Origin of the sequence: Fictibacillus tiangongensis (assembly GCF_048083785.1) — a bacterium.
GTDB lineage: Bacteria > Bacillota > Bacilli > Bacillales > Fictibacillaceae > Fictibacillus.
Window position 1 is genome coordinate 1,658,904 of sequence record NZ_CP182294.1, and the last position, 21,611, is coordinate 1,680,514.

Below are 21,611 nucleotides of genomic sequence, written 5' to 3' on the forward strand. Positions count from 1 at the left end.
AGGTGGTACAGATGGGAATTAAAACAAAATTCAAGCGTTTTTTTGATCTGGAAGACGACTATGAGTATGAAGAAGAATACGAGGAAGAATCAAGGCAAGAAGAAGAGGAAATCACACCGTCTCATACGAAAAAAGGAAAACCGAACGTTGTAAGTCTTCAAAGTATTCAACAACAAGTTAAAGTTGTTCTTGTAGAACCTCGTGTATATGCAGAAGCTCAAGATATCGCAGATCAATTAAAGAATCGACGAGCTGTTGTTATGAATTTACAAAGAATTCCGCATGATCAAGCAAAAAGAATCGTAGACTTTTTATCAGGAACTGTTTATGCAATCGGTGGTGACATACAAAAGTTAGGGCCGAATACATTTTTGTGTACTCCTGAAAATGTTGATGTTTCCGGAACGATTTCAGAAATGATGGAAGAAGATTAAATCAGGCAGGTGAAAATTATTGAATATGATCTTTGCAGTTGAAGACGTAGTACTAACTCTTATTCAGATCTACTACTACATGATTATCGGGTACATACTATTATCTTGGTTTCCAAACGCTCGTGAGTCATCCATCGGTCAAGTGATCGCAAGACTCGTTGAGCCATATCTTTCTCCTTTTCGAAAGATTATTCCGCCTCTTGGCATGATTGATCTTTCACCGATCGTAGCATTAATGGCTCTGCACTTTGCTCGTTTTGGTGTATCGGCGATCGCACAGATGATAGCTCGTTCACTTTAGGAGATTGATATGAGTATCTATCAGCATTACAGACCAGAAGAGCATGATTTTGTGGATAGGGTCTTGCACTGGAAGTCAGAGGTGCTCGAGAGGTATAGTCCGAGATTGACGGACTTTCTTGATCCGAGAGAACAGGAAATCGTAAAAACCATCGTTGGTAACGATACAGAAATCCGCCTCTCTTTATGGGGAGGCTCTTCTTATTCTGAACGGAAGAGAGCATTGATCTATCCGGATTATTATGAAGCTCAGAACGAGGATTTTCAATTAGTCTGTTATAACATTCAGTATCCTGCTAAATTCTCTACGATTGAACACCGAGATGTTTTAGGAGCCTTAATGAACATAGGTGTCAAAAGAGGGAAGTATGGTGATATTTTAATTTCAGGAGATCGTGTTCAATTCATCTGTGCAACTGAGATCTCTGGATTTATTGAATTAAACTTAACGAAAGTCGGTAAGACGGGTATTACGTTACATACTATTTCAGAAGATGAACTAGCAGAAGTAAAGACTGAATATAACGAAAAGAGCGGAACTGTGTCTTCCCTGCGACTAGATGTGGTTGTCGCTGAAGTGTACAACCTTTCTCGTGCAAAAGCATCCCCCTTGATCCAACAAGGTCGGGTTAAGCTCAATCATAAGATCGTTGACCATGTTTCAACTGAAATGATGGAAGGTGATGAGCTCTCAGTAAGAGGATTCGGCAGGAGTAAACTCATCGCGATCGAGGGAACGACTAAGAAAGAAAAGTGGCGTATCCGTTACGGACTTTTAAAATAATTTCCTTAAATAGAAGGAATGGCGGAAAATTTGTCGAAATTAGGTAAAAAATAATGCATCAATGGAGGTGGCCGTTGTGCCTTTAACACCACTGGATATTCATAACAAAGAATTCACAAGAGGTTTCAGAGGGTATAGTGAAGATGAAGTGAATGACTTTTTAGATCAAGTCATCAAAGATTATGAAACAGTGATCCGAGAAAAGAAAGAACTAGAGGAAACGGTAGCGAACCTTGAAGAAAAGATCTCTTATTTCAAAAACATTGAGGAAACTCTGAATAAGTCGATTCTAATTGCTCAGGAAACAGGGGAAGAAGTAAAACGCACCGCAACGAAAGAGGCTCGCTTAATTGTAAAAGAAGCTGAAAAAAATGCAGATCGAATCATTAACGAGTCGTTATCGAAATCTCGAAAGATTTCAATGGAAATTGATGAATTAAAGAAACAGTCTTCTGTTTACCGAACGCGTTTCAAAATGTTGATCGAAGCTCAACTTGAAATGTTAAAGAATGATGACTGGGATTCTTTGAATGCACCAGATAATCTTGAAGGCTATGAACTACAGGAAGTAAAGTCGTAAGCTTGACATTACTTTAAAAAATCGCATATAATTTTCTAAGATTAATATGTGACGAAGACGGGGACAGTAGATTACTTTTATCTATTAAAGCGAGCTAGGAAATGGTGTGAGCCTAGTATAGAGGAGTATTCGAATATCACCCTTGAGTTCCTGAACTGAAAAAGCAGTAAGTTCAGGCGCCTCATCCACGCTACGGATGACTAAGCGGGTTTCGTGATTATATACGAACCTATTAGGGTGGTACCGCGGGATAACCTTCTCGTCCCTACTGTCAGCATGCAGTAGGGGCGAGAAGGTTTTTTTGTTTTAGCATGGTACTTTTGGTCATCTGTCACGTTTTATCGTAATGAAGGAGGAAAGATGATGAATTATAAAGACACGTTATTAATGCCGAAAACTGAGTTCCCGATGCGAGGAAATCTTCCTCAAAGAGAACCTGTTGTTCAAGACAAGTGGAAAGAACTAGACATCTACAATTTGGTGTTAGAAAATACGAAGGATTTACCTCCTTTTATCCTGCATGATGGACCACCATATGCCAATGGTGATATCCACATCGGACACGCAGAGAATAAAATTTTAAAAGATATCATCGTTCGCTTTAAATCGATGACAGGTCACTATGCTCCTTACGTTCCGGGTTGGGATACTCACGGGCTGCCGATCGAAACAGCACTAACAAAAAGCGGTAAAGTAAAACGCAAAGAACTAACAGTTGCAGAGTTCCGTAAGCTTTGTGAAGAGTATGCGCTAAAACAAGTCGACCATCAACGTGAGCAGTTTAAACGTCTAGGTGTTCGTGGAGATTGGGAAAACCCATATATCACGTTAGATAAAGGTTACGAAGCTCGACAGATCGAAGTATTTGGTGAAATGGCCAAAAGAGATCTGATCTACAAAGGTTTAAAACCCGTATATTGGTCTCCTTCATCAGAATCTGCACTAGCAGAAGCAGAGATCGAGTATCAAGATAAACGTTCAGCTTCTATCTATGTTGCATTTGATGTAAAGGATGGAAAAGGTGTCCTTGATACAGATGAGAAACTTGTAATCTGGACAACGACTCCATGGACGATTCCTGCAAACTTGGGAATCTCTGTTCATCCAGAATTAGATTATGTTTCTGTTCAAACGGAAAATGGAAAATATGTTGTAGCTGAAGCACTTTTAGAATCACTAACGAAAGAATTTGAGTGGGATCAAGCTGATGTAGTAAAACGCTTTAAAGGTGCTGACATTGAGCATGCTGTAGCCAGTCATCCTTTATATGACCGTGATTCACTAGTCATGCTTGGCGACCATGTAACAACGGATGCAGGTACTGGTTGTGTTCATACAGCTCCTGGTCACGGGGAAGATGACTTTTTAGTAGGTAAGAAATACGGATTAGAAGTATTGTGTCCCGTTGATGACAGAGGTGTTATGACGAAAGAAGCACCTGGATTTGAAGGATTGTTCTATGATGAAGCGAATAAGCCGATTACTGAACAATTACAAGAAAAGGGTGCTCTACTAAAGCTTTCATTCATCACACACTCTTATCCACATGATTGGAGAACAAAGAAACCGGTAATCTTCCGTGCAACTGCTCAATGGTTTGCTTCGATCAAAGGGATTCGTGAAGATATGCTTCGTGCGATTGAAGAAGTAAACTGGGTTCCAACTTGGGGTGAAACTCGTTTACACAACATGATCAAAGATCGTGAAGACTGGTGTATCTCTCGTCAAAGAGCTTGGGGTGTTCCAATTCCAGTCTTTTACGGCGAAGATGGTGAAGCAATTCTTACAGAAGAAACGATCAGTCATGTTGTAAAATTGTTCAGAGAGCATGGATCAAACATCTGGTTTGAAAGAGATGCAAAAGATTTGCTTCCGGAAGGATTTACTTCACCTCATAGCCCAAATGGCCGTTTCTCAAAAGAGACAGATATCATGGACGTTTGGTTCGATTCGGGTACATCTCACTGGGGTGTTCTTGAAGAGAGAGAGAATTTAGTAAGACCTGCAGATCTTTATCTTGAAGGATCTGACCAATATCGTGGATGGTTTAACTCTTCACTTTCTACATCTGTTGCAATCACTGGTAAAGCTCCTTACAAAGCTGTCTTAAGCCATGGTTTCGTTCTAGATGGAGAAGGACGTAAGATGAGTAAGTCAATCGGTAATACATTAGATCCGATCAAGGTGATGAAGCAGCTTGGTGCAGATATCATCCGATTATGGGTATCGTCAGTTGATTACCAATCAGACGTACGTGTATCAGACGACATCTTAAAACAAGTTGCAGAAGTATACCGTAAAATCAGAAATACACTTCGTTTCTTGTTAGGTAACCTGCATGGGTTTGATCCGAAGCAGCATTCTGTAAAATTTGAAGATATGCCTGATCTTGAAAAATACATGATGGTTAAACTGGATAAAGTAGTAGCTAAAGTGAAAAAAGCTTACGAAGAGTATCAGTTTATCACGGTATATAATACGATACACAACTTCTGTACGATTGAGTTAAGTTCGTTCTATCTAGATATGGCAAAAGATACTCTTTATATTCAAGCAGAAGACGATCATAAACGCCGCAGCATCCAAACTGTACTTTATCAATCACTAATGGCACTTACTAAGCTTTCAGCTCCAGTTCTTTCTCATACAGCTGATGAAGTATGGGAATACATTCCGGGCATTGATGAAGTGAGTGTTCAATTAACAACAATGCCAGAAGTGCAGAACTACCAAGGTACTGAAAAGCTTGAAAAAGACTGGGATGTATTCATGGATGTTCGTGATGAAGTATTAAAAGCACTTGAAGAAGCAAGAAGCCAAAAAACAATCGGTAAGTCACTAACTGCTTCCATTACTCTTTATCCGACAGAAGCGTTAAAACCATGGTTAGAATCAGTAGAAGACTTGAATAAGCTCTTTATCGTTTCTAAAGCTCAAGTTGGAGGAGTGAAATCAGAAGCTCCGGAATCTGCAGGCGTGTATGAGCATGTTGCTGTTTCAGTTAGCTCTGCAGAAGGTGAAACGTGTGAACGCTGCTGGGTTGTTTCTGAAGATGTTGGTCAGAACGAGAGTCATCCAACACTTTGTGCAAGCTGCGCAGAAATCGTTGAAAAGCACTACGCTTAAAAGTATCAGTGATTTAAACAGATAAATCTATAAAAGTTCTTGTACTTTCTTTTTCTTCTTTGAAAGTTGATCGGAGTGTAAGGTGCGAGACTCCTGCGGGACGAGCGGACAGGTGAGACCCTTAAGGGCGCGAAGCGTCAAGGGGCTCACCGGTCGCCCCGCGGAAAGCGAAGCAACCTGGAACGGAGATCAACTACTTACAAGAGCAACAAAGTTGACACAACCTATTAAGAAAATCCCGCATTTTGCGGGATTTTTGTTTGTTATGGTGTACTTCATTGATGTCAGACACAAATTAAATTGTAGAACGTCCGATGGCTGTGCTACAATTCATAAAGACATTAATTTCTGTATCGGAGGAGTTCTATTGTTTTATTATCTTGTAGCTTTGCTCATCTTGGTAATCGACCAAGTGACAAAGTGGCTAATCGTAAAGAATATGGAATTAGGGCAATCTATTCCTGTTATTGATCAAGTATTCTACATAACCTCTCACCGAAACAGGGGAGCCGCTTTTGGCATTCTCCAAGATCAGCGATACTTTTTTATTATTATTACCGTTATTGTTGTGGGTGCAGTTGTTTATTACCTGCAAAAACATGCACATGATACACTCCTTAAATCGGCGTTAGCACTAGTATTAGGGGGAGCTATTGGTAATTTTATCGATCGTTTGCTTCGCGGAGAAGTTGTTGATTTTCTGAATGTTTACATCGGCAGCTATGACTTCCCGATTTTTAATGTAGCCGACAGCGCACTCGTAGTAGGTGTTGGTTTAATTTTTATTCAAAGTTTTATGGAAAGCAAAAAGAAGGAGCCAGAAAATGAACAAATTTGAATATACGGTAACTCCTGAACAAGCAGGAAACCGTATTGATAAAGTTTTATCTGATGTACAAGATGATTGGTCACGTTCTCAGATTCAAAACTGGATCAAGGATAAGATCGTATTGTTAGAAGGAAAACCCGTAAAGTCGAATTATAAATGTGCAGCTGGTGATGAGATCGAGATTGAAATTCCAGAACCAGAAGTACTTGATGTTGTACCAGAAGAGATGAATCTGGATATTGTGTATGAAGATTCCGATGTTCTTGTAGTGAATAAGCCACGCGGGATGGTTGTTCATCCTGCACCTGGGCATTATAGCGGAACATTAGTAAACGGTCTTATGGCACACTGCAAAGATCTATCTGGAATCAATGGTGTACTTCGTCCGGGTATCGTCCACCGTATCGATAAAGATACATCTGGTCTATTGATGGTTGCAAAAAATGATAAGGCACATGAATCGCTAGTTGATCAGCTTAAAGCAAAAACCACTACACGTGTTTATAAAGCGATCGTTCATGGAGTCATGCCACATGACCAAGGTACGATTGATGCACCGATCGGAAGAGACAAGAGTGATCGCCAAAAAATGACTGTAACCGATGAAAACAGCCGAGATGCTGTTACTCATTTTAATGTGATCAAACGGTTTACGAATTACACGTTTGTGGAATGTCAGTTAGAAACAGGACGTACACACCAAATTCGTGTTCATATGAAATACATTGGATTCCCATTAGCCGGAGATCCGAAATATGGTCCTTCAAAGACATTGCAGATCGAAGGTCAAGCACTTCATGCACAAACTTTAGGGTTTGATCATCCTAGCACGGGTGAATATATGGAATTTGAACGAGAAATCCCAGCTGACATGATTGAACTATTGGATCTGTTAGAGAAAAGAAGTTGACAAACGTTTAAGGGTTTGTCATAATCAATGTAACTTAATTAGTCCTTTAACTTTAGTCCCGTGAGGCTGAGAAGGAAACGTTTTTCATGAGAATTCTTACTTAGGATTTCTCTATCCTCTCGTCATGCGTGACGGGAGGATTTTTTTTTTGGAACTAACGGTTAAAGGCAACAAGTTTTAAAAGGAGGGTTAGTTTATGTCAAAAACAGTATTAATGGATGACCAAGCAATCAGAAGAGCACTTACCCGGATCGCGCATGAGATTATTGAGCGAAATAAGGGAGTTACAGACATCGTATTAGCTGGCATAAAGACCCGTGGGGAATTTCTTGCAAAGCGCCTAGCTGAACGGATCGAACAGATTGAAGGGAACGCTGTTTCAGTAGGTGTTATTGATATTACATTGTACCGAGATGATCTTAAGATTAAAACGGATAATTCTGAACCTGAAGTAAAAGGAACCGATATTCCGGTTGAAGTGACAGACAAAAAGATAATCCTAGTAGATGATGTGCTTTATACTGGAAGAACAGTAAGAGCTGGAATGGATGCCATCATGGATCTAGGAAGAGCTTCTAATATACAGCTTGCGGTTCTCATTGACAGAGGACATAGAGAGCTTCCGATTCGAGCTGATTATGTTGGAAAGAATGTTCCAACATCGAGTGAAGAAATCATCTCCGCTTCTTTAATAGAAGTAGATGGGTTCGATGAAGTATCTATCTCAACAACTAAATAAGTCCCTTTAAATTCAGTCCAGAGAGGCTGGCAAGGGAGGTATTGATCAAGTGGCACGATCCGTGTACACTTGTGCCTCCGCGGCCTCTTTTGCAAAAAGCAGAAGAGGTTTTTTTATTGCAAAGAGCTGAAAAGCTACATCCTTTGCAAAAATATGTGTTACCAATCAGGAGGTCAATAATATGGAAAACCAGACAAAAGCGATTTTAGATGTACATGATAAACCATCACCGGTTCAGTGGTTAACGTTGAGCTTGCAGCACTTATTCGCCATGTTTGGTGCTACAGTTCTAGTACCATTCTTAGTGGGTCTTCACCCAGGTGTGGCACTCGTATCAAGTGGACTTGCAACGCTAGCGTATCTTTTAGTAACAAAAGGACAAATTCCTGCTTATCTCGGATCAAGTTTTGCCTTTATTACACCGATCTTAACGGTAAAAGCTTTTGGAGGGCCAGAAGCAGCGATGCTAGGAAGCTTTTTAGCGGGTTTAGTATACGGAGTTGTAGCTCTTTTGATCAAAGGATTCGGTTTTAAGTGGCTGATGAGAGTTTTACCACCTGTAGTAGTCGGTCCGGTTATCATCGTAATCGGTTTAGGATTAGCAAACGTAGCAGTGGGTATGGCGATGAACGATCCGGCAACAGAAAAATATAGCTTGATGCACTTTACAGTAGCATTATTTACTCTCGGAGTAACGATTGTATGTTCGATCTTCTTTAGAGGGATTTTAGGAATCATCCCGATTCTGATCGGCATCATAGCAGGCTTTACTTTTGCGTACTTCAGAGGAATCGTAGATTTTTCAAAAGTAGCAGAAGCCAAATGGATTCAAGCTCCAGATTTCTTCGTACCTTTTGTAAACTATACACCAGACTTTACGTGGAGCATCGCAATAATCATGATGCCAGTGGCTGCGGTTACGATAGCAGAACATATCGGACATCAGCTCGTGCTTTCAAAAGTAGTCGGCCGAAATTTTATTGAAAAACCAGGTCTTCATCGTTCGATCTTAGGTGATGGAATGGGAGTAATCATCGGTTCATTTATCGGAGGACCTCCCGTAACAACGTATGGTGAAAATATTGGAGTGTTAGCCATAACCCGCGTCTATTCAGTCTTTGTGATCGGAGGAGCAGCCATAACGGCCATCCTGTTCGGATTCTCTGGAAAAGTAACAGCACTGATCAGTACGATTCCTACTGCTGTTATGGGAGGGGTATCCATCCTATTGTTCGGAATCATCGCATCATCTGGTTTACGTATGTTAGTAGACAACAATATCGATTTTGGAAACAAACGAAACTTAATCATCTCATCCGTAATCTTGGTAACAGGTATAGGTGGAGCAGCATTAAAGATTAATGCGAACTTTGAAATTGCTGGAATGGCATTAGCAACGCTAATAGGTATCATGTTAAATCTGGTGCTCCCAGGACGAGAGGATGACAAAGATCTAATAAACAAAATGTTCAAAACGAACGATAACGACACAGCCGCATAAAACACCTTTTAACTAAGTACGAGAGACTTAAAAGGGTGACGACACGAGAGGAACGATGTTCTTCTTCTGTTAAGAGCACCCTGAAAAAAACTTCAGGGTGCTATTTTTATGTCAAAAGGAGAGATTAGAATGAACCATTTACTAAAGATGAATGAGTTATCGATCGAAGACATTCAGTTCATATTGCGAAAAGCAGAAGAGTTTAAAAGCGGAAAGCAAGATGAGATCTTTAAGCAAAAGTTGATCGCGAATTTATTTTTTGAGCCAAGTACAAGAACAAGGTTCAGTTTTGAAGCTGCAGAACACAGACTTGGCATGAAACCTTTAAACGTAGAAGTTAATGGATCCTCCGTGCAAAAAGGAGAGACGCTTTACGATACGTTACGAACGCTAGAGGAAATAGGCGTGGAGGCATTTGTTATAAGGCATCCTGAAGATCGCTATTTCGATGGCTTAGCTGAAAAAATAAATGTTCCGATCATCAACGCAGGTGATGGCTGTGGCAATCACCCGACTCAATCTCTGTTAGATCTATTAACGATTCAACAAGAATTCATCGTACTACAGGGATTAACAGTTGTAATTGTAGGCGACATCCTACATAGCCGTGTTGCTCGGTCAAACGCAGAAGTCCTTAGAAAAATAGGAGCTAGAGTGTTGTTTTCTGGTCCAGAAGAATGGTTCGTAGATGAATGGAAAGAAGACTTCATTCCAATGGATGAGGCAGTCGAACGAGCTGATGCTCTTATGATGCTCAGAATACAACATGAAAGACATAGCGCTTCTATTTGTCTCACGAAAGATGATTATCATCAGCAATATGGTCTAACGGTTGAACGAGAGAAAAAGATGAAAGCACACAGCATCATCATGCATCCAGCTCCTGTAAATCGAGGCGTTGAACTAGCGGATGAACTTGTAGAGTGTGAACGCTCAAGAATTTTTAAGCAAGTACAGAATGGTGTTTTTATTCGAATGGCGGTATTGAGATGGGCATTGAATACGAATCAGGAGGCTATTAACGATGAGCTACTTATTAAAAAACGCTAAGATTCTAGACGGAAACAACAATCTTGTGCAAACGGATATCTTAATTGTGGATAACAGAATTCAAAAGGTAGAGAAAGATATCGCGATAGAGAATCATGAAGTGTTTGATGTTGCAGGAAAGTTAGTAACACCAGGATTTGTAGATCTTCATGTTCACTTGAGAGAGCCTGGTGGCGAACATAAAGAGACCATCGCATCAGGAACGAAAGCAGCCGTAAAAGGTGGCTATACAACTCTGGCTGCGATGCCAAACACGCGACCTGTACCAGATAGCAAAGAAACATTAGCTCTTGTACAGAGTAAGATCAAAGACACGGCAAACTGCAGAGTACTTCCTTACGCATCGATTACTACGAGACAGATTGGGAGTGAACTCACAGACTTTGAAACACTTCTAGAGGGTGGCGCATTCGCTTTTACGGATGATGGAGTGGGAGTGCAGTCAGCGGGGATGATGCTTAACGCGATGAAGGAAGCAAATCGCAATGGAGCTGTCATCGTAGCACATTGCGAAGACAATACGCTTCTTCCTAAAGGAGGCGCGTTCCACGAAGGTGATTTTACGAAAAAAGAAAGTCTGCCTGGAATTCCATCTGTAAGTGAATCTGTTCACATCGCACGTGATGTATTACTCGCTGAAGCAGCAGATGCTAGATATCATGTTTGTCACGTGAGTACGAAAGAGTCTGTTCGAGTCATACGAGATGCGAAATCTGCAGGCATAAAAGTCACTGCAGAAGTTACACCGCATCATTTGATCTTAAGTGATAACGACATTAAGGCGAACGATACACATTATAAAATGAACCCCCCTTTAAGAAGTGAAGCTGATCGACACGCATTAATAGAGGGATTAAAAGATGGAACGCTAGATTTTATCGCAACGGACCATGCTCCACATAGTGAAGAAGAGAAAGCACAGAATGTAGAACTTGCTCCTTTTGGAATCGTAGGTTTGGAAACAGCTTTTCCGCTTCTATATACAGAGCTTGTTGTGAAAAAGAATCTATTCACGCTGCAAGAACTAGTGGACAAGATGACGAAGAAGCCTTCTAAATGCTTTAATCTGCCATACGGCACACTTGATGAAGGTTCACTTGCAGATCTTACAATCATCGACCTAGAAAAAGAAGAAACAATCAATGCTAAGGATTTTGTTTCTAAAGGAAAGAATACACCGTTTGACGGCTGGAACTGTATAGGATGGCCGGTTGCGACCATTTTTGGTGGAAAGCTTGTTTATCAACGAGAGGAGAGCTTAGTATGAAACGCTACTTAATTTTAGAAGATGGAACGATTTTTAACGGATTAGCTTTTGGTTCACAACGTGAATCGAGTGGTGAGGTAGTATTCACAACAAGTATGACAGGATATCAGGAAGTAATGACTGATCCTTCTTATTGTGATCAAATTATCTGCTTTACGTATCCACTAGTAGGAAACTACGGGATCAACCGTTCTGACTATGAATCGATTCGTCCTGCAACGAGCGGAATCATTGTAAATGAGCATGCTGAATTTCCAAATCATCATGAAGGCATGCAGTCATTAAGCAGCTGGCTGACAGCAAAAGATATTCCAGGTTTATATAGCATTGACACACGTAAACTTACAAGAAAGATCCGACAGCACGGAACGCTTAAAGGCAGAATGACGAATTCTATCGAGAATGCTGAAGAAGTGATAAAGAACTTGAATGCAGAAGAGCGAATAACGAATCAAGTGACGAAGGTATCAACAAAAACACCCTATCACTTACCAAACAGCGGTTATCGAGTAGTAGTCGTAGATTTTGGAGTGAAAAGCGGAATGTTACGTGAGTTGTCGAGAAGATTATGTGATGTGATCGTTGTTCCGCACAACACATCTGCAGCAGATATCATCCGTCTTCAACCAGATGGTGTGCTCTTGAGCAACGGACCTGGAGATCCAAAAGACGTACACTCAGGAATAACTATGATTCAAGAGCTTTTAAAAAATAACATCCCGATCTTAGGAATCTGTTTAGGACATCAGCTTTTAGCTCTTGCATGCGGTGCGGATACTGAGAAGCTAAAGTTCGGACACCGAGGATCTAACCATCCGGTTAAAGATCTTGAGACTGGTAAGATTGCCCTCACTTCACAAAACCATGGTTATACAGTAACAGAAGAGTCTCTAAAAAACTCTGAGCTCGTTCTAACACACCAAGCCGTAAATGATGGAACTGTAGAGGGATTGAAACATAAAGTAAAACCAGCGTTTTCCATTCAGTATCATCCAGAAGCTTCACCAGGACCACAAGACTCGAATCCGATCTTTGATGATTTCATGAACATGATCAAAACAACTAAGAAAGAAGGTTTGATGCAATATGCCTAAACGACATGACATCCGAAAAATTCTAGTGATTGGTTCCGGACCGATCGTGATTGGACAAGCTGCAGAATTTGATTATGCTGGGACACAGGCTTGCCAAGCTTTAAAAGAAGAAGGGTATGAAGTTGTACTAGTAAACTCTAATCCTGCGACGATCATGACAGATCCAAATATGGCGGATAAAGTGTATATCGAACCTCTAACTCTAGAGTTTGTATCTCGTATCATACGTCAAGAACGTCCAGATGGACTGCTAGCTACTTTAGGTGGCCAGACAGGTCTGAATCTAGCGGTTGAACTTTTTAACTCAGGTGTCCTAGACGAATACAATGTGGAATTATTAGGTACAAAACTTCCTTCTATTCAGCAAGCGGAAGACCGAGATTTGTTCAGAGAGTTGATGAGAGAGCTGAACGAACCAGTTCCCGAGAGCGCAATCGTTCATAATATGGAAGAAGCAAGAGCATTCGTTGCTGAGAACGGCTATCCAGTGATCATCCGTCCTGCGTTTACTCTTGGTGGAACAGGTGGAGGAATCGTAACAAATGAAGAAGAGTTCTTAGAGATCACGCCATCTGGATTGCATGCAAGTCCTGTAGGACAAGTATTGATCGAAAAAAGTATCGCAGGATTCAAAGAGATCGAATATGAAGTGATGCGAGACAAGAACGACACTGCAATCGTTGTTTGTAACATGGAAAACATCGACCCTGTAGGAATTCACACAGGTGACTCTATTGTCGTAGCTCCGAGTCAAACGCTTACGGATAGAGATTATCAACTCTTACGAAACGCGTCCTTAAAAATTATAAGAGCACTAAAAATTGAAGGAGGCTGTAACGTACAGCTAGCTCTAGATCCTGAAAGCTCTCAATATTATGTGATCGAAGTAAATCCACGTGTAAGCCGTTCGTCTGCTCTCGCTTCTAAAGCAACAGGCTATCCGATTGCGAAGTTAGCCGCAAAGATCGCAGTCGGCTACACACTCGATGAAATTAAAAACCCAGTGACGGGAACTACTTATGCATGTTTCGAGCCTGCACTAGATTATATCGTTTCAAAGATTCCAAGATGGCCATTTGATAAGTTCGAAGGCGCGAACCGCAAACTTGGAACACAGATGAAAGCAACAGGAGAAGTGATGGCGATCGGCCGTAACTTTGAAGAGTCCCTTTTAAAAGCGGTACGATCTCTTGAGATTTCGGCTTTCCACCTTGATGTGAAAGAGAAAAACTTAACAGAATCTGAAGTACAAGAAAAAATCTTGAGAGCTGATGATGAAAGGCTGTTCTACATCGCAGAAGCTCTAAGAATGGGGATTACAGTAGAACAGATACACGAATGGACAAAGATTGATTATTTCTTCTTAGAAAAGCTTCACGGCATCATTCTTTTAGAGAAACGAGTAAAAGAACGCAAGAAAGATGCTGTCATTTTAAAGAAAGCAAAAGAAAAAGGATTCAGCGATCGTTGGATTGCACAAGCTTGGGAAATGGACGAGTATGATCTGTATCAGTTCCGTTTGAATGAGAGAATCAAGCCCGTTTTCAAAATGGTAGACACGTGTGCTGCTGAGTTTGAGTCAGCGACTCCTTATTACTACGGAACGTATGCGGAAGAAGATGAATCCATCATCACAGACAAAAAGAGTGTGGTCGTTCTAGGATCTGGTCCGATCCGAATCGGTCAAGGCATTGAATTTGATTATGCGACTGTTCATACAGTGTGGGCGATTCAGGAAGCAGGGTATGAAGCCATCATCATCAATAACAACCCAGAAACGGTTTCTACAGACTTTAGCATGTCAGACAAGCTTTATTTTGAACCGCTAACGGTAGAAGATGTTATGCATGTGATCGACCATGAGAAGCCAGAAGGTGTAATCGTACAATTCGGTGGACAAACAGCGATCAACTTATCAGAAGAACTTGAAAGAAGAGGAATTAAGATTCTTGGTACATCACTAGACAGTATGGACTTAGCTGAAGACAGAGAGCGATTTGAACAAGTGATGAAACAGTTAGAGATTCCGCAACCGGCTGGGAAAACGGCTTTCTCCGTTAAGGATGCGGTGACCATCGCAAATTCGATCGGATATCCTGTTCTCGTTCGACCATCATACGTGCTTGGTGGCAGAGCAATGGAGATCGTATACCAAGAAAGCGAACTTCTTCAATATATGGAGAACGCAGCTAAAGTAAATCCTGATCATCCGGTATTAGTCGATCGATATCTTGAAGGAAAAGAGATCGAAGTTGATGCGATCTCAGACGGAAAAGATGTTTTTATCCCAGGAATGATGGAGCATATAGAGCGTGCAGGTGTTCACTCAGGAGACTCAATCGCCGTCTATCCTCCTCAAACGCTGCCTGATGAGATCAAGCAGAAGATCATTGACAGAACCATCTCAATCGCAAAAGGGTTAAAGATCATCGGACTTTTGAACATCCAGTTCGTTTGGCACAAGAATGAAGTGTATGTGCTTGAAGTAAATCCGCGCTCAAGCCGAACTGTACCCTTCTTAAGCAAGATCACAGGTGTGCCGATGGCTAACGTTGCTACAAAAGTTATTTTAGGTGAAAAACTAGCAAGTCAAGGCTACGAAACGGGTTATCAGAAGGAAGCAGATGAAGTTTCAGTCAAGGTTCCGGTGTTCTCGTTCGCAAAACTGCGTCGAGTGGATACGTATTTAGGGCCTGAAATGAAATCAACGGGTGAAGTGATGGGAAGAGATAAGAATCTTCAAAAAGCACTCTACAAAGGCTTGATCGCTTCAGGTATGAAAATTCCAACGCACGGAACTGTACTCTTTACAGTAGCAGATAAAGACAAAGAAGAAGCACTAGAGATGGTAAAGAGATTTTACGAGATCGGTTATACGATCATGGCAACGGAAGGAACGGCGAACATCATTGAACAAGAAGGAATCCCAGTCGATGTCGTTGGCAAGATCGGATCAGAAGGAAGAAATCTCTTAGAAGTTATTCGTAAAGACGAAGCGCAATTTGTTGTTAACACATTAACAAAAGGGAAGATTCCGGCGAGAGATGGATTCCGCATTCGAAGAGAATGCGCAGAGAACGGAGTCGTTTGTTTAACAAACTTAGATACGTCAGTCGCTCTATTAGAAGTACTAGAGTCTATCTCGTTCTCAGCACACGCGCTTTCAGCATTCACAAAAAAAGACAAGGTGCTCGTATGAAGAAGCACTTGTTGAACATTACATCAAATATAGAGATCGCTAGAAATATATTTGAGATGAAATTGACTGGCCCTGGTGTAGGAAGCATGACTACACCTGGTCAGTTTCTCCATGTCTCTATAGGTAATCAATCGTCAAAACTATTGCGCCGCCCACTTTCGATCTGCGATGTAGATCTAGAGAGAAAAGAAGTAACACTTTTGTACCGTGCACAAGGAGAGGGTACAAAACAGCTCAGTCATAAATCAGCAGGGGAAGTAGTAGACGTACTAGGTCCGCTAGGTAACGGGTTTGAACTCACTGAGATGGATCATAACAAAAATGCACTGCTCATCGGGGGAGGAATCGGTGTACCACCTCTGTATTACCTTGGTAAGCATCTTAAGGAAAAAGGTATAGAAGTTACATTTATTCTGGGTTATCAATCGATTGAAGACAGCTTTTACATTGAAAAGTTTAAAGATATCGGTGAAACCATCGTGACAACTGTAGATGGATCCCTTGGAATAAAAGGATTTGTAACAGACGCGATGATGAACGTTGTTGAAGATGAACCGGTCATCTATTCTGTAGGACCGGCGATCATGCTTAAAGCGGTAGAAGAGAGAGCGACTGGTCTTCGTGGATATCTTTCATTAGAAGAACGGATGGGCTGTGGAATCGGCGCATGTTTTGCCTGTGTATGCCCAACCGAAACGAGAGAATCAGGATATGTAAAAATTTGCAGTGATGGACCGGTATTTAAGATGGGGGAGGTTGTACTATGAGTAGACTTCATGTTTCATTGCCAGGGTTAAAAATGAAAAACCCTATCCTTCCTGCATCCGGTTGTTTTGGATTCGGAAAAGAATATGCCAAGTGGTACGACTTAAGTGTGCTAGGGGGTATTACGATAAAAGCAGCTACTCTAGAGGGACGTTTCGGCAACCCTACTCCTCGAGTAGCTGAAACAGAAAGTGGAATGTTAAACGCTATCGGCCTTCAAAACCCAGGTGTAATGAAAATATTAGAAAATGAAATTCCTGCTTTGGAACCTTATAACATTCCAATATTAGCTAATATTGCAGGATCTACAGAAGAAGAGTATATCGAAGTTACAAGACAGATCTCTTCTTCTGCTCGAGTATCTGCAGTAGAACTTAACATTTCGTGTCCAAACGTAAAAGAAGGCGGAATTCAATTTGGAACACACTACAGATCTGCAGCAGATCTGACAAGAAAAGTGAAAGCCGTATCTGAAAAACCCGTTTATGTGAAGCTTTCGCCCAATGTTTCTAACATTGTTGAAATGGCACAAGCAGTCGAAGAAGCAGGGGCTGATGGTCTTTCGATGATCAATACACTAGTTGGTATGAAGCTCAATTGGAGAACAGGTCATCCAATTTTGGCAAATAAGACGGGCGGACTTTCAGGACCAGCCATCAAACCTGTAGCCATTCGGATGATCTATGAAGTAAGTCAAAAAGTATCACTTCCGATTATCGGCATGGGAGGTGTCAGCACAGCAGAAGATGTCCTTGAGATGATGTCTGCTGGCGCATCAGCAGTTGCAGTCGGTACAGCAAACTTTGTAAATCCTTACGTTTGTCCTGAGATCATAGAGCAACTCCCTAAGCTGCTAGATGAGATTGGCGTAGAAAATATTAGTGAGATGACAGGAAGGAGTACGAAGCAATGGAAAACCCCGTTATCATCGCGTTAGATTTTAAGAATGCCGATCAAGCAAAATCCTTTCTATCAAACTTTGAAGAGCAGTCACCTTATGTAAAGGTCGGTATGGAGCTTTTTTATGCGGAAGGAACTTCTTTTATCAAATGGCTAAAAGAAAAAAACTTTCGTATCTTTCTTGATTTGAAGTTACATGACATTCCGACTACTGTTCATAAAGCCATGAAGGTCCTTGGTGGACTGAACATTGACATGGTGAATGTTCATGCCGCAGGCGGAACTCAAATGATGAGAGCTGCAAAAGAAGGTTTACTAGCAGCTGGTGCTCATCATACAAAATTAATTGCCGTCACACAGCTTACAAGTACAACAGAAAGAGAATTGAACGAAGAACTCTTGATCAAGAACATTGATATGAAGGAGTGTGTGACTCATTATGCAGATCTTGCGAAAAATGCAGGATTAGATGGTGTCGTTTGCTCCGTGCAAGAAGCTAGGATGATCAAGGATGTTTGCGGAAAGAACTTTTTGACTGTAACACCAGGAATCCGTCCGAGCGGCTCTGATACACATGATCAAGCTCGTGTTGCAACACCAAGAGAAGCTGCGTTAAAAGGCTCTGATTATATGGTGATCGGCAGAAGTATCACACAATCAAAAACACCTGTTGCAACTTATTCTGAAATATTACATGAATGGAGAGATAGTCATGAAAACAACAACTTCCCAACATTTGCTTAACATTGAGGCCGTAACTTTGTCACCTGAAAATCCATACACGTGGTCCTCTGGGATGAAGTCTCCCATTTATTGCGATAACCGATTGATTATTGCGTATCCAGAGATTCGTAAACAAGTAGCTGGAGAGCTTTCGGCGTTAATAGAGAAGCATTACCCAGAAGCTGATCTTATCGCCGGAACAGCAACAGCAGGCATTCCTCATGCTGCCTTTGTAGCTGATCAGATGGAATTACCGATGTGTTACGTAAGATCGAGTGCGAAAGCACATGGAAAAACGAACCAGATCGAAGGGTTAACGGATAAAAGTAAGAAGGCCGTAGTTGTTGAAGACTTGATCTCAACCGGCAAAAGCTCTATCCAATCCGTACTTGCTCTTCGTGAAGCAGGGATAGAGGTGCTCGGTGTTGTAGCCATCTTTAGTTATGGTTTGAAAAAGGCGGATTCAGCACTTGGTGAGTTGGATATTTCTTTTCAAACCGTAACAAACTTTAGTACATTAATAGAGGAAGCACAAGAAAGCGGAAAGATAAGTGAACAAGGGCTTTCTTTATTAAAAGAATGGCAACAAGATCCTGAACATTGGGGAGCTGCCTCTTTTTCCAAATAGTGTTACGTAAGGAGAATACATTTTGAGAAAAATGAACGGTGAAGAATTTGATGAACTTGTTTCCTTTTTTGACAGCATGGCAAGGACAACTTGGCTGAAGAACGTTCATGATCGTTTAAAAGAAGTAACAGGGTCATGGCGTGAAAAAGATGTTCTAGATGTGGGATGCGGAACGGGAAGATTGTTGTTGCGTGGAGCTGAGGAAGCAAATAGGCTTGTCGGCGTGGATCTGTCTTCAGAGATGGTCAAGGCTAGCATTCAGCAGTTCTTTTATCATGAGTTAAGTGGCAAAAGTGAGTTTATTGTTGCGGATGCAGAAAATCTTCCTTTTGGGGATGAGTCGTTTCATCTCGCTCTATCAACTTGTGTAATGTTTTTATTGCCCGATCCCGCTAAAGGTATCAATGAGGTTCATCGCGTTCTAAAAGATGATGGTCATATCGTCATGCTGAATCCTAGCGGAAAAATGAGTCAAGAAAACGCTGCTTCTTACGCAAAGGAAAACGATATTTCTGGGTTCGAACGAACAGCACTTTTAAAATGGTCTAATGTAAGTACGAGAAGACATCGCTATTCAACAGATGAAATGACAGAGTTACTGCACAACCTGCATTTTACAGAGATTCAACATCATGAAGTGTTAGGTGGCCTCGCCATTATCAGTAAAGCAAAAAAAACGCAGAACAGCTAAAATCAAGCTGCTCTGCGTTTTTTAATTGGTACCTGCTTATGGTATTTTTTTGGTCAGAAAAGATTAATTCAATGGAGTTTTTGGAAAGTCCAGGATTGAGGAGGCACACTTAAAGAAGCACCGTTTAAGTTAACATCCTGTATATAGACTTCCAAGGTATTAAAATACTTCACTGATTACTTGATTGGAGCGTAAGGTGCGAGACTCCTGCGGGATCAGTGTGACAGGTGAGACACCTATCAGCGCAAAGCGCTAGGTGGCTTACCGCACACCCCGCGGAAAAGCGAGCATCTTGTAGCGGAAATCAACTCTTTTAAAACGTCAAAGCAAGTGCTTTAAAATCTGCTTACTTTTTCAACCGAAAAACAAGATCTTCATCCGGCGTCACGAAAAGCGTCTGCTGATTGTCATAAATGACAAATCCAGGCTTTGCCCCGTTAGGCTTCTTCACATGTTTTACTAACGTAAAATCAACAGGAACCGAACTCGAATTTTTAGCTTTGCTGAAAAATCCTGCCAAAACGGCTGCTTCTTTAATAGCTGTTTCACTTGGATCCGTCGAGCGGATCAAAACATGAGAACCTGGAATGTCCTTCGTATGAAGCCATGTTTCATTTGCTCTTGATAACTTAAATGTCAGATAGTCGTTCTGTTTATTGTTCTTACCTACTAGGATCTCTGTTCCATCAGTAGATGTGAACTTTTCAGGCTGTGGCGTCTTGTTTTGCTTTTTCTTGTTCTTACTTTGTCTATGTTTCAAATAACCGCCTTCACCAAGCTCTTCTCTAATTTCTTCAACATCTTTCATGGATGCTGAATCCATCTGAACGATCAGACGTTCAAAATAAAGCAGTTCATTTTTTGCTTTTTCGATCTGATCTTTAATAATAGAAACGGATTTTTTTAGTTTCGCATACTTTTTAAAGTAGCTCTGTGCGTTATCAGCAGGTGATTTAAGTGGATCAAGCGTAATTTTTACAAGTGGTTGATCTTCAGTGAAGTAGTCTTCGACCTCAACTTCACGATCTCCCTTTTTCGCCAGATACATATAAGCGGTGAGAAGTTCGCCTTTTCGTTGATACTCCTCGGCATTGTGAGTTTGTTGAAGTTCTGTTTCTAATTTTCCTATCTTTTTCTTAATCTTGTCGTATTCGTTCGAAAGATATTTTTCAAGATCGTTTGCTTGTTGTTTGATTCGATCACGATCCGCTTTTCCATAAAAATACCGATCAAGCATCTGACTGACCGTATCAAACGATCGGATTTCACCCGTCACATGATGCAGGGAAAGAATTGAAAAATACTCTTTCTTATCGTTTGTGATCATTTGAGGTTCATATTCTTGATTTGTTAATTGCTTCATCACACTGAAAAAGGCGTCCGCCACTTCGTTTTTAACCGAGAGACCCGCTCTTTGCACAATTTCTTTAGCGATTAAAGGAGAGAACCCGCTGAACCTGGATAAGAGTTGTTTATCCAATTTTCCTTCGTTCCAAGAAATCTTCGAAATAAATTCATCTACACTTGTCACTGTAAAAGGATCTGTTTTTTCTTGTGCAGGAGGCATGATGTATTCAAAACCTGGAAGGATGGTACGGTGTCGATTTTGAAAGCTAGGAATGTGCTTAATGCTATCAACGATCTTCTCCGATTTTTGATCGACTAAAATGATGTTGCTGTGTCTTCCCATGATTTCGATATATAGTACTTTTGTCGTTTCGTCACCGATCTCATCTCTATTTTTAACAGTGATCGTTATGATTCTCTCAAGATCAAGCTGTTCGATCTTTTCAATAAAAGCACCTTCCAAATGCTTTCTCAGAAGCATACAGAACATAGGAGGAGTCTCTGGATTCTCATACGTATGTTCCGTAAGATGTACTCTTGCAAAAGAAGGATTCGCAGATAATAGCAGTTTATGATTTTTTCCGTTCGCTCGGATCGTAAATACAAGATCTGTCTTATGTGGCTGATAAACTTTTGAGATCCGTCCTGAAGTAAGTGTGTTTTGTAGTTCAGTTGTTATGGCACGTGTCATTATTCCGTCAAAACTCATATTATGGTCACCTCTTATTTCTGATTCATAGTATA

Annotated in this window: 19 protein-coding genes and 1 other annotated feature; of the genes, 18 read left to right on the forward strand and 1 reads right to left on the reverse strand. The window is 41.0% G+C overall.

Annotated elements, in window-relative coordinates:
• Nucleotides 1–11 precede the first annotated feature (11 nt).
• The 18 genes from ACNJYY_RS09075 (at nucleotide 12) to ACNJYY_RS09160 (ending at nucleotide 19,520) form a co-directional block, all read left to right on the forward strand.
• Entirely contained in the window at nucleotides 12–434 is a 423-nt protein-coding gene (locus tag ACNJYY_RS09075) for a cell division protein SepF (RefSeq protein WP_191753678.1), read from the forward strand.
• A gap of 25 nt (nucleotides 435–459) precedes the next feature.
• The gene (locus ACNJYY_RS09080) at nucleotides 460–735 is read left to right on the forward strand and encodes a YggT family protein (protein WP_416731831.1); all 276 of its coding nucleotides are present in this window, start codon (nucleotides 460–462) and stop codon (nucleotides 733–735) included.
• Nucleotides 736–744: 9 nt separating this feature from the next.
• The gene (locus ACNJYY_RS09085) at nucleotides 745–1,518 is read left to right on the forward strand and encodes an RNA-binding protein (RefSeq protein WP_416731458.1); all 774 of its coding nucleotides are present in this window, start codon (nucleotides 745–747) and stop codon (nucleotides 1,516–1,518) included.
• A gap of 76 nt (nucleotides 1,519–1,594) precedes the next feature.
• Complete coding sequence (locus ACNJYY_RS09090) at nucleotides 1,595–2,098, forward strand: DivIVA domain-containing protein (RefSeq protein ID WP_137789726.1); 504 nt, start codon at nucleotides 1,595–1,597, stop codon at nucleotides 2,096–2,098.
• 45 nt (nucleotides 2,099–2,143) lie between these two features.
• Nucleotides 2,144–2,368: a binding site (T-box leader), on the forward strand.
• Nucleotides 2,369–2,461: 93 nt separating this feature from the next.
• Nucleotides 2,462–5,224, forward strand: a complete 2,763-nt coding sequence (ileS, locus tag ACNJYY_RS09095; protein WP_416731832.1) for an isoleucine--tRNA ligase — start codon at nucleotides 2,462–2,464, stop codon at nucleotides 5,222–5,224.
• 367 nt (nucleotides 5,225–5,591) lie between these two features.
• The gene (gene lspA / locus ACNJYY_RS09100) at nucleotides 5,592–6,062 is read left to right on the forward strand and encodes a signal peptidase II (RefSeq protein WP_416731459.1); all 471 of its coding nucleotides are present in this window, start codon (nucleotides 5,592–5,594) and stop codon (nucleotides 6,060–6,062) included.
• On the forward strand, nucleotides 6,049–6,963 hold the full coding sequence (locus tag ACNJYY_RS09105; RefSeq protein ID WP_416731460.1) for an RluA family pseudouridine synthase: 915 nt from the start codon (nucleotides 6,049–6,051) through the stop codon (nucleotides 6,961–6,963). Before lspA ends, ACNJYY_RS09105 begins: the two co-directional genes overlap by 14 nt.
• A gap of 196 nt (nucleotides 6,964–7,159) precedes the next feature.
• Entirely contained in the window at nucleotides 7,160–7,702 is a 543-nt protein-coding gene (gene pyrR / locus ACNJYY_RS09110) for a bifunctional pyr operon transcriptional regulator/uracil phosphoribosyltransferase PyrR (RefSeq protein WP_066393489.1), read from the forward strand.
• 181 nt (nucleotides 7,703–7,883) lie between these two features.
• Nucleotides 7,884–9,203, forward strand: a complete 1,320-nt coding sequence (locus tag ACNJYY_RS09115) for a solute carrier family 23 protein (RefSeq protein WP_416731461.1) — start codon at nucleotides 7,884–7,886, stop codon at nucleotides 9,201–9,203.
• Nucleotides 9,204–9,332: 129 nt separating this feature from the next.
• Nucleotides 9,333–10,253, forward strand: a complete 921-nt coding sequence (locus tag ACNJYY_RS09120; RefSeq protein ID WP_416731462.1) for an aspartate carbamoyltransferase catalytic subunit — start codon at nucleotides 9,333–9,335, stop codon at nucleotides 10,251–10,253.
• Entirely contained in the window at nucleotides 10,228–11,520 is a 1,293-nt protein-coding gene (locus ACNJYY_RS09125; protein ID WP_416731463.1) for a dihydroorotase, read from the forward strand. Before ACNJYY_RS09120 ends, ACNJYY_RS09125 begins: the two co-directional genes overlap by 26 nt.
• Nucleotides 11,517–12,614 carry a carbamoyl phosphate synthase small subunit gene (locus ACNJYY_RS09130; protein ID WP_416731464.1) on the forward strand — a complete coding sequence of 366 codons (1,098 nt, stop codon included), beginning with the start codon at nucleotides 11,517–11,519 and terminating at the stop codon, nucleotides 12,612–12,614. Before ACNJYY_RS09125 ends, ACNJYY_RS09130 begins: the two co-directional genes overlap by 4 nt.
• Entirely contained in the window at nucleotides 12,607–15,813 is a 3,207-nt protein-coding gene (carB, locus tag ACNJYY_RS09135; protein ID WP_416731465.1) for a carbamoyl-phosphate synthase large subunit, read from the forward strand. Before ACNJYY_RS09130 ends, carB begins: the two co-directional genes overlap by 8 nt.
• On the forward strand, nucleotides 15,810–16,580 hold the full coding sequence (locus tag ACNJYY_RS09140; protein WP_416731466.1) for a dihydroorotate dehydrogenase electron transfer subunit: 771 nt from the start codon (nucleotides 15,810–15,812) through the stop codon (nucleotides 16,578–16,580). The genes carB and ACNJYY_RS09140 overlap by 4 nt, the downstream gene beginning before the upstream one ends.
• Nucleotides 16,577–17,515: a dihydroorotate dehydrogenase gene (locus ACNJYY_RS09145; RefSeq protein WP_416731467.1), complete on the forward strand. Its 939-nt coding sequence runs from the start codon at nucleotides 16,577–16,579 to the stop codon at nucleotides 17,513–17,515. Before ACNJYY_RS09140 ends, ACNJYY_RS09145 begins: the two co-directional genes overlap by 4 nt.
• Nucleotides 17,488–18,222, forward strand: coding sequence for an orotidine-5'-phosphate decarboxylase (gene pyrF, locus ACNJYY_RS09150; RefSeq protein WP_416731468.1), 735 nt, complete (start codon nucleotides 17,488–17,490; stop codon nucleotides 18,220–18,222). The genes ACNJYY_RS09145 and pyrF overlap by 28 nt, the downstream gene beginning before the upstream one ends.
• Nucleotides 18,191–18,829, forward strand: coding sequence for an orotate phosphoribosyltransferase (gene pyrE / locus ACNJYY_RS09155; RefSeq protein WP_416731469.1), 639 nt, complete (start codon nucleotides 18,191–18,193; stop codon nucleotides 18,827–18,829). Before pyrF ends, pyrE begins: the two co-directional genes overlap by 32 nt.
• A gap of 31 nt (nucleotides 18,830–18,860) precedes the next feature.
• Nucleotides 18,861–19,520: a class I SAM-dependent methyltransferase gene (locus tag ACNJYY_RS09160; RefSeq protein ID WP_416731833.1), complete on the forward strand. Its 660-nt coding sequence runs from the start codon at nucleotides 18,861–18,863 to the stop codon at nucleotides 19,518–19,520.
• Between the two features lie 346 nt (nucleotides 19,521–19,866).
• On the opposite strand, the gene ACNJYY_RS09165 is transcribed toward ACNJYY_RS09160, so the two are convergent.
• Nucleotides 19,867–21,576: an Rqc2 family fibronectin-binding protein gene (locus ACNJYY_RS09165; protein WP_416731470.1), complete on the reverse strand. Its 1,710-nt coding sequence runs from the start codon at nucleotides 21,574–21,576 to the stop codon at nucleotides 19,867–19,869.
• Between the last annotated feature and the right edge of the window lie 35 nt (nucleotides 21,577–21,611).

Coding starts and splice junctions, on each gene's coding strand:
- ACNJYY_RS09140 (WP_416731466.1), top strand. CDS start 15,810: ATGAAGAAGCACTTGTTGAACATTACATCAAATATAGAGATCGCTAGA.
- ACNJYY_RS09165 (WP_416731470.1), bottom strand. CDS start 21,576: ATGAGTTTTGACGGAATAATGACACGTGCCATAACAACTGAACTACAA.
- pyrF (WP_416731468.1), top strand. CDS start 17,488: ATGGAAAACCCCGTTATCATCGCGTTAGATTTTAAGAATGCCGATCAA.
- ACNJYY_RS09105 (WP_416731460.1), top strand. CDS start 6,049: ATGAACAAATTTGAATATACGGTAACTCCTGAACAAGCAGGAAACCGT.
- ACNJYY_RS09075 (WP_191753678.1), top strand. CDS start 12: ATGGGAATTAAAACAAAATTCAAGCGTTTTTTTGATCTGGAAGACGAC.
- ACNJYY_RS09120 (WP_416731462.1), top strand. CDS start 9,333: ATGAACCATTTACTAAAGATGAATGAGTTATCGATCGAAGACATTCAG.
- pyrR (WP_066393489.1), top strand. CDS start 7,160: ATGTCAAAAACAGTATTAATGGATGACCAAGCAATCAGAAGAGCACTT.
- carB (WP_416731465.1), top strand. CDS start 12,607: ATGCCTAAACGACATGACATCCGAAAAATTCTAGTGATTGGTTCCGGA.
- pyrE (WP_416731469.1), top strand. CDS start 18,191: ATGAAAACAACAACTTCCCAACATTTGCTTAACATTGAGGCCGTAACT.
- ACNJYY_RS09085 (WP_416731458.1), top strand. CDS start 745: ATGAGTATCTATCAGCATTACAGACCAGAAGAGCATGATTTTGTGGAT.
- ACNJYY_RS09145 (WP_416731467.1), top strand. CDS start 16,577: ATGAGTAGACTTCATGTTTCATTGCCAGGGTTAAAAATGAAAAACCCT.
- ACNJYY_RS09115 (WP_416731461.1), top strand. CDS start 7,884: ATGGAAAACCAGACAAAAGCGATTTTAGATGTACATGATAAACCATCA.
- ACNJYY_RS09160 (WP_416731833.1), top strand. CDS start 18,861: ATGAACGGTGAAGAATTTGATGAACTTGTTTCCTTTTTTGACAGCATG.
- ileS (WP_416731832.1), top strand. CDS start 2,462: ATGAATTATAAAGACACGTTATTAATGCCGAAAACTGAGTTCCCGATG.
- ACNJYY_RS09125 (WP_416731463.1), top strand. CDS start 10,228: ATGAGCTACTTATTAAAAAACGCTAAGATTCTAGACGGAAACAACAAT.
- ACNJYY_RS09130 (WP_416731464.1), top strand. CDS start 11,517: ATGAAACGCTACTTAATTTTAGAAGATGGAACGATTTTTAACGGATTA.
- ACNJYY_RS09080 (WP_416731831.1), top strand. CDS start 460: ATGATCTTTGCAGTTGAAGACGTAGTACTAACTCTTATTCAGATCTAC.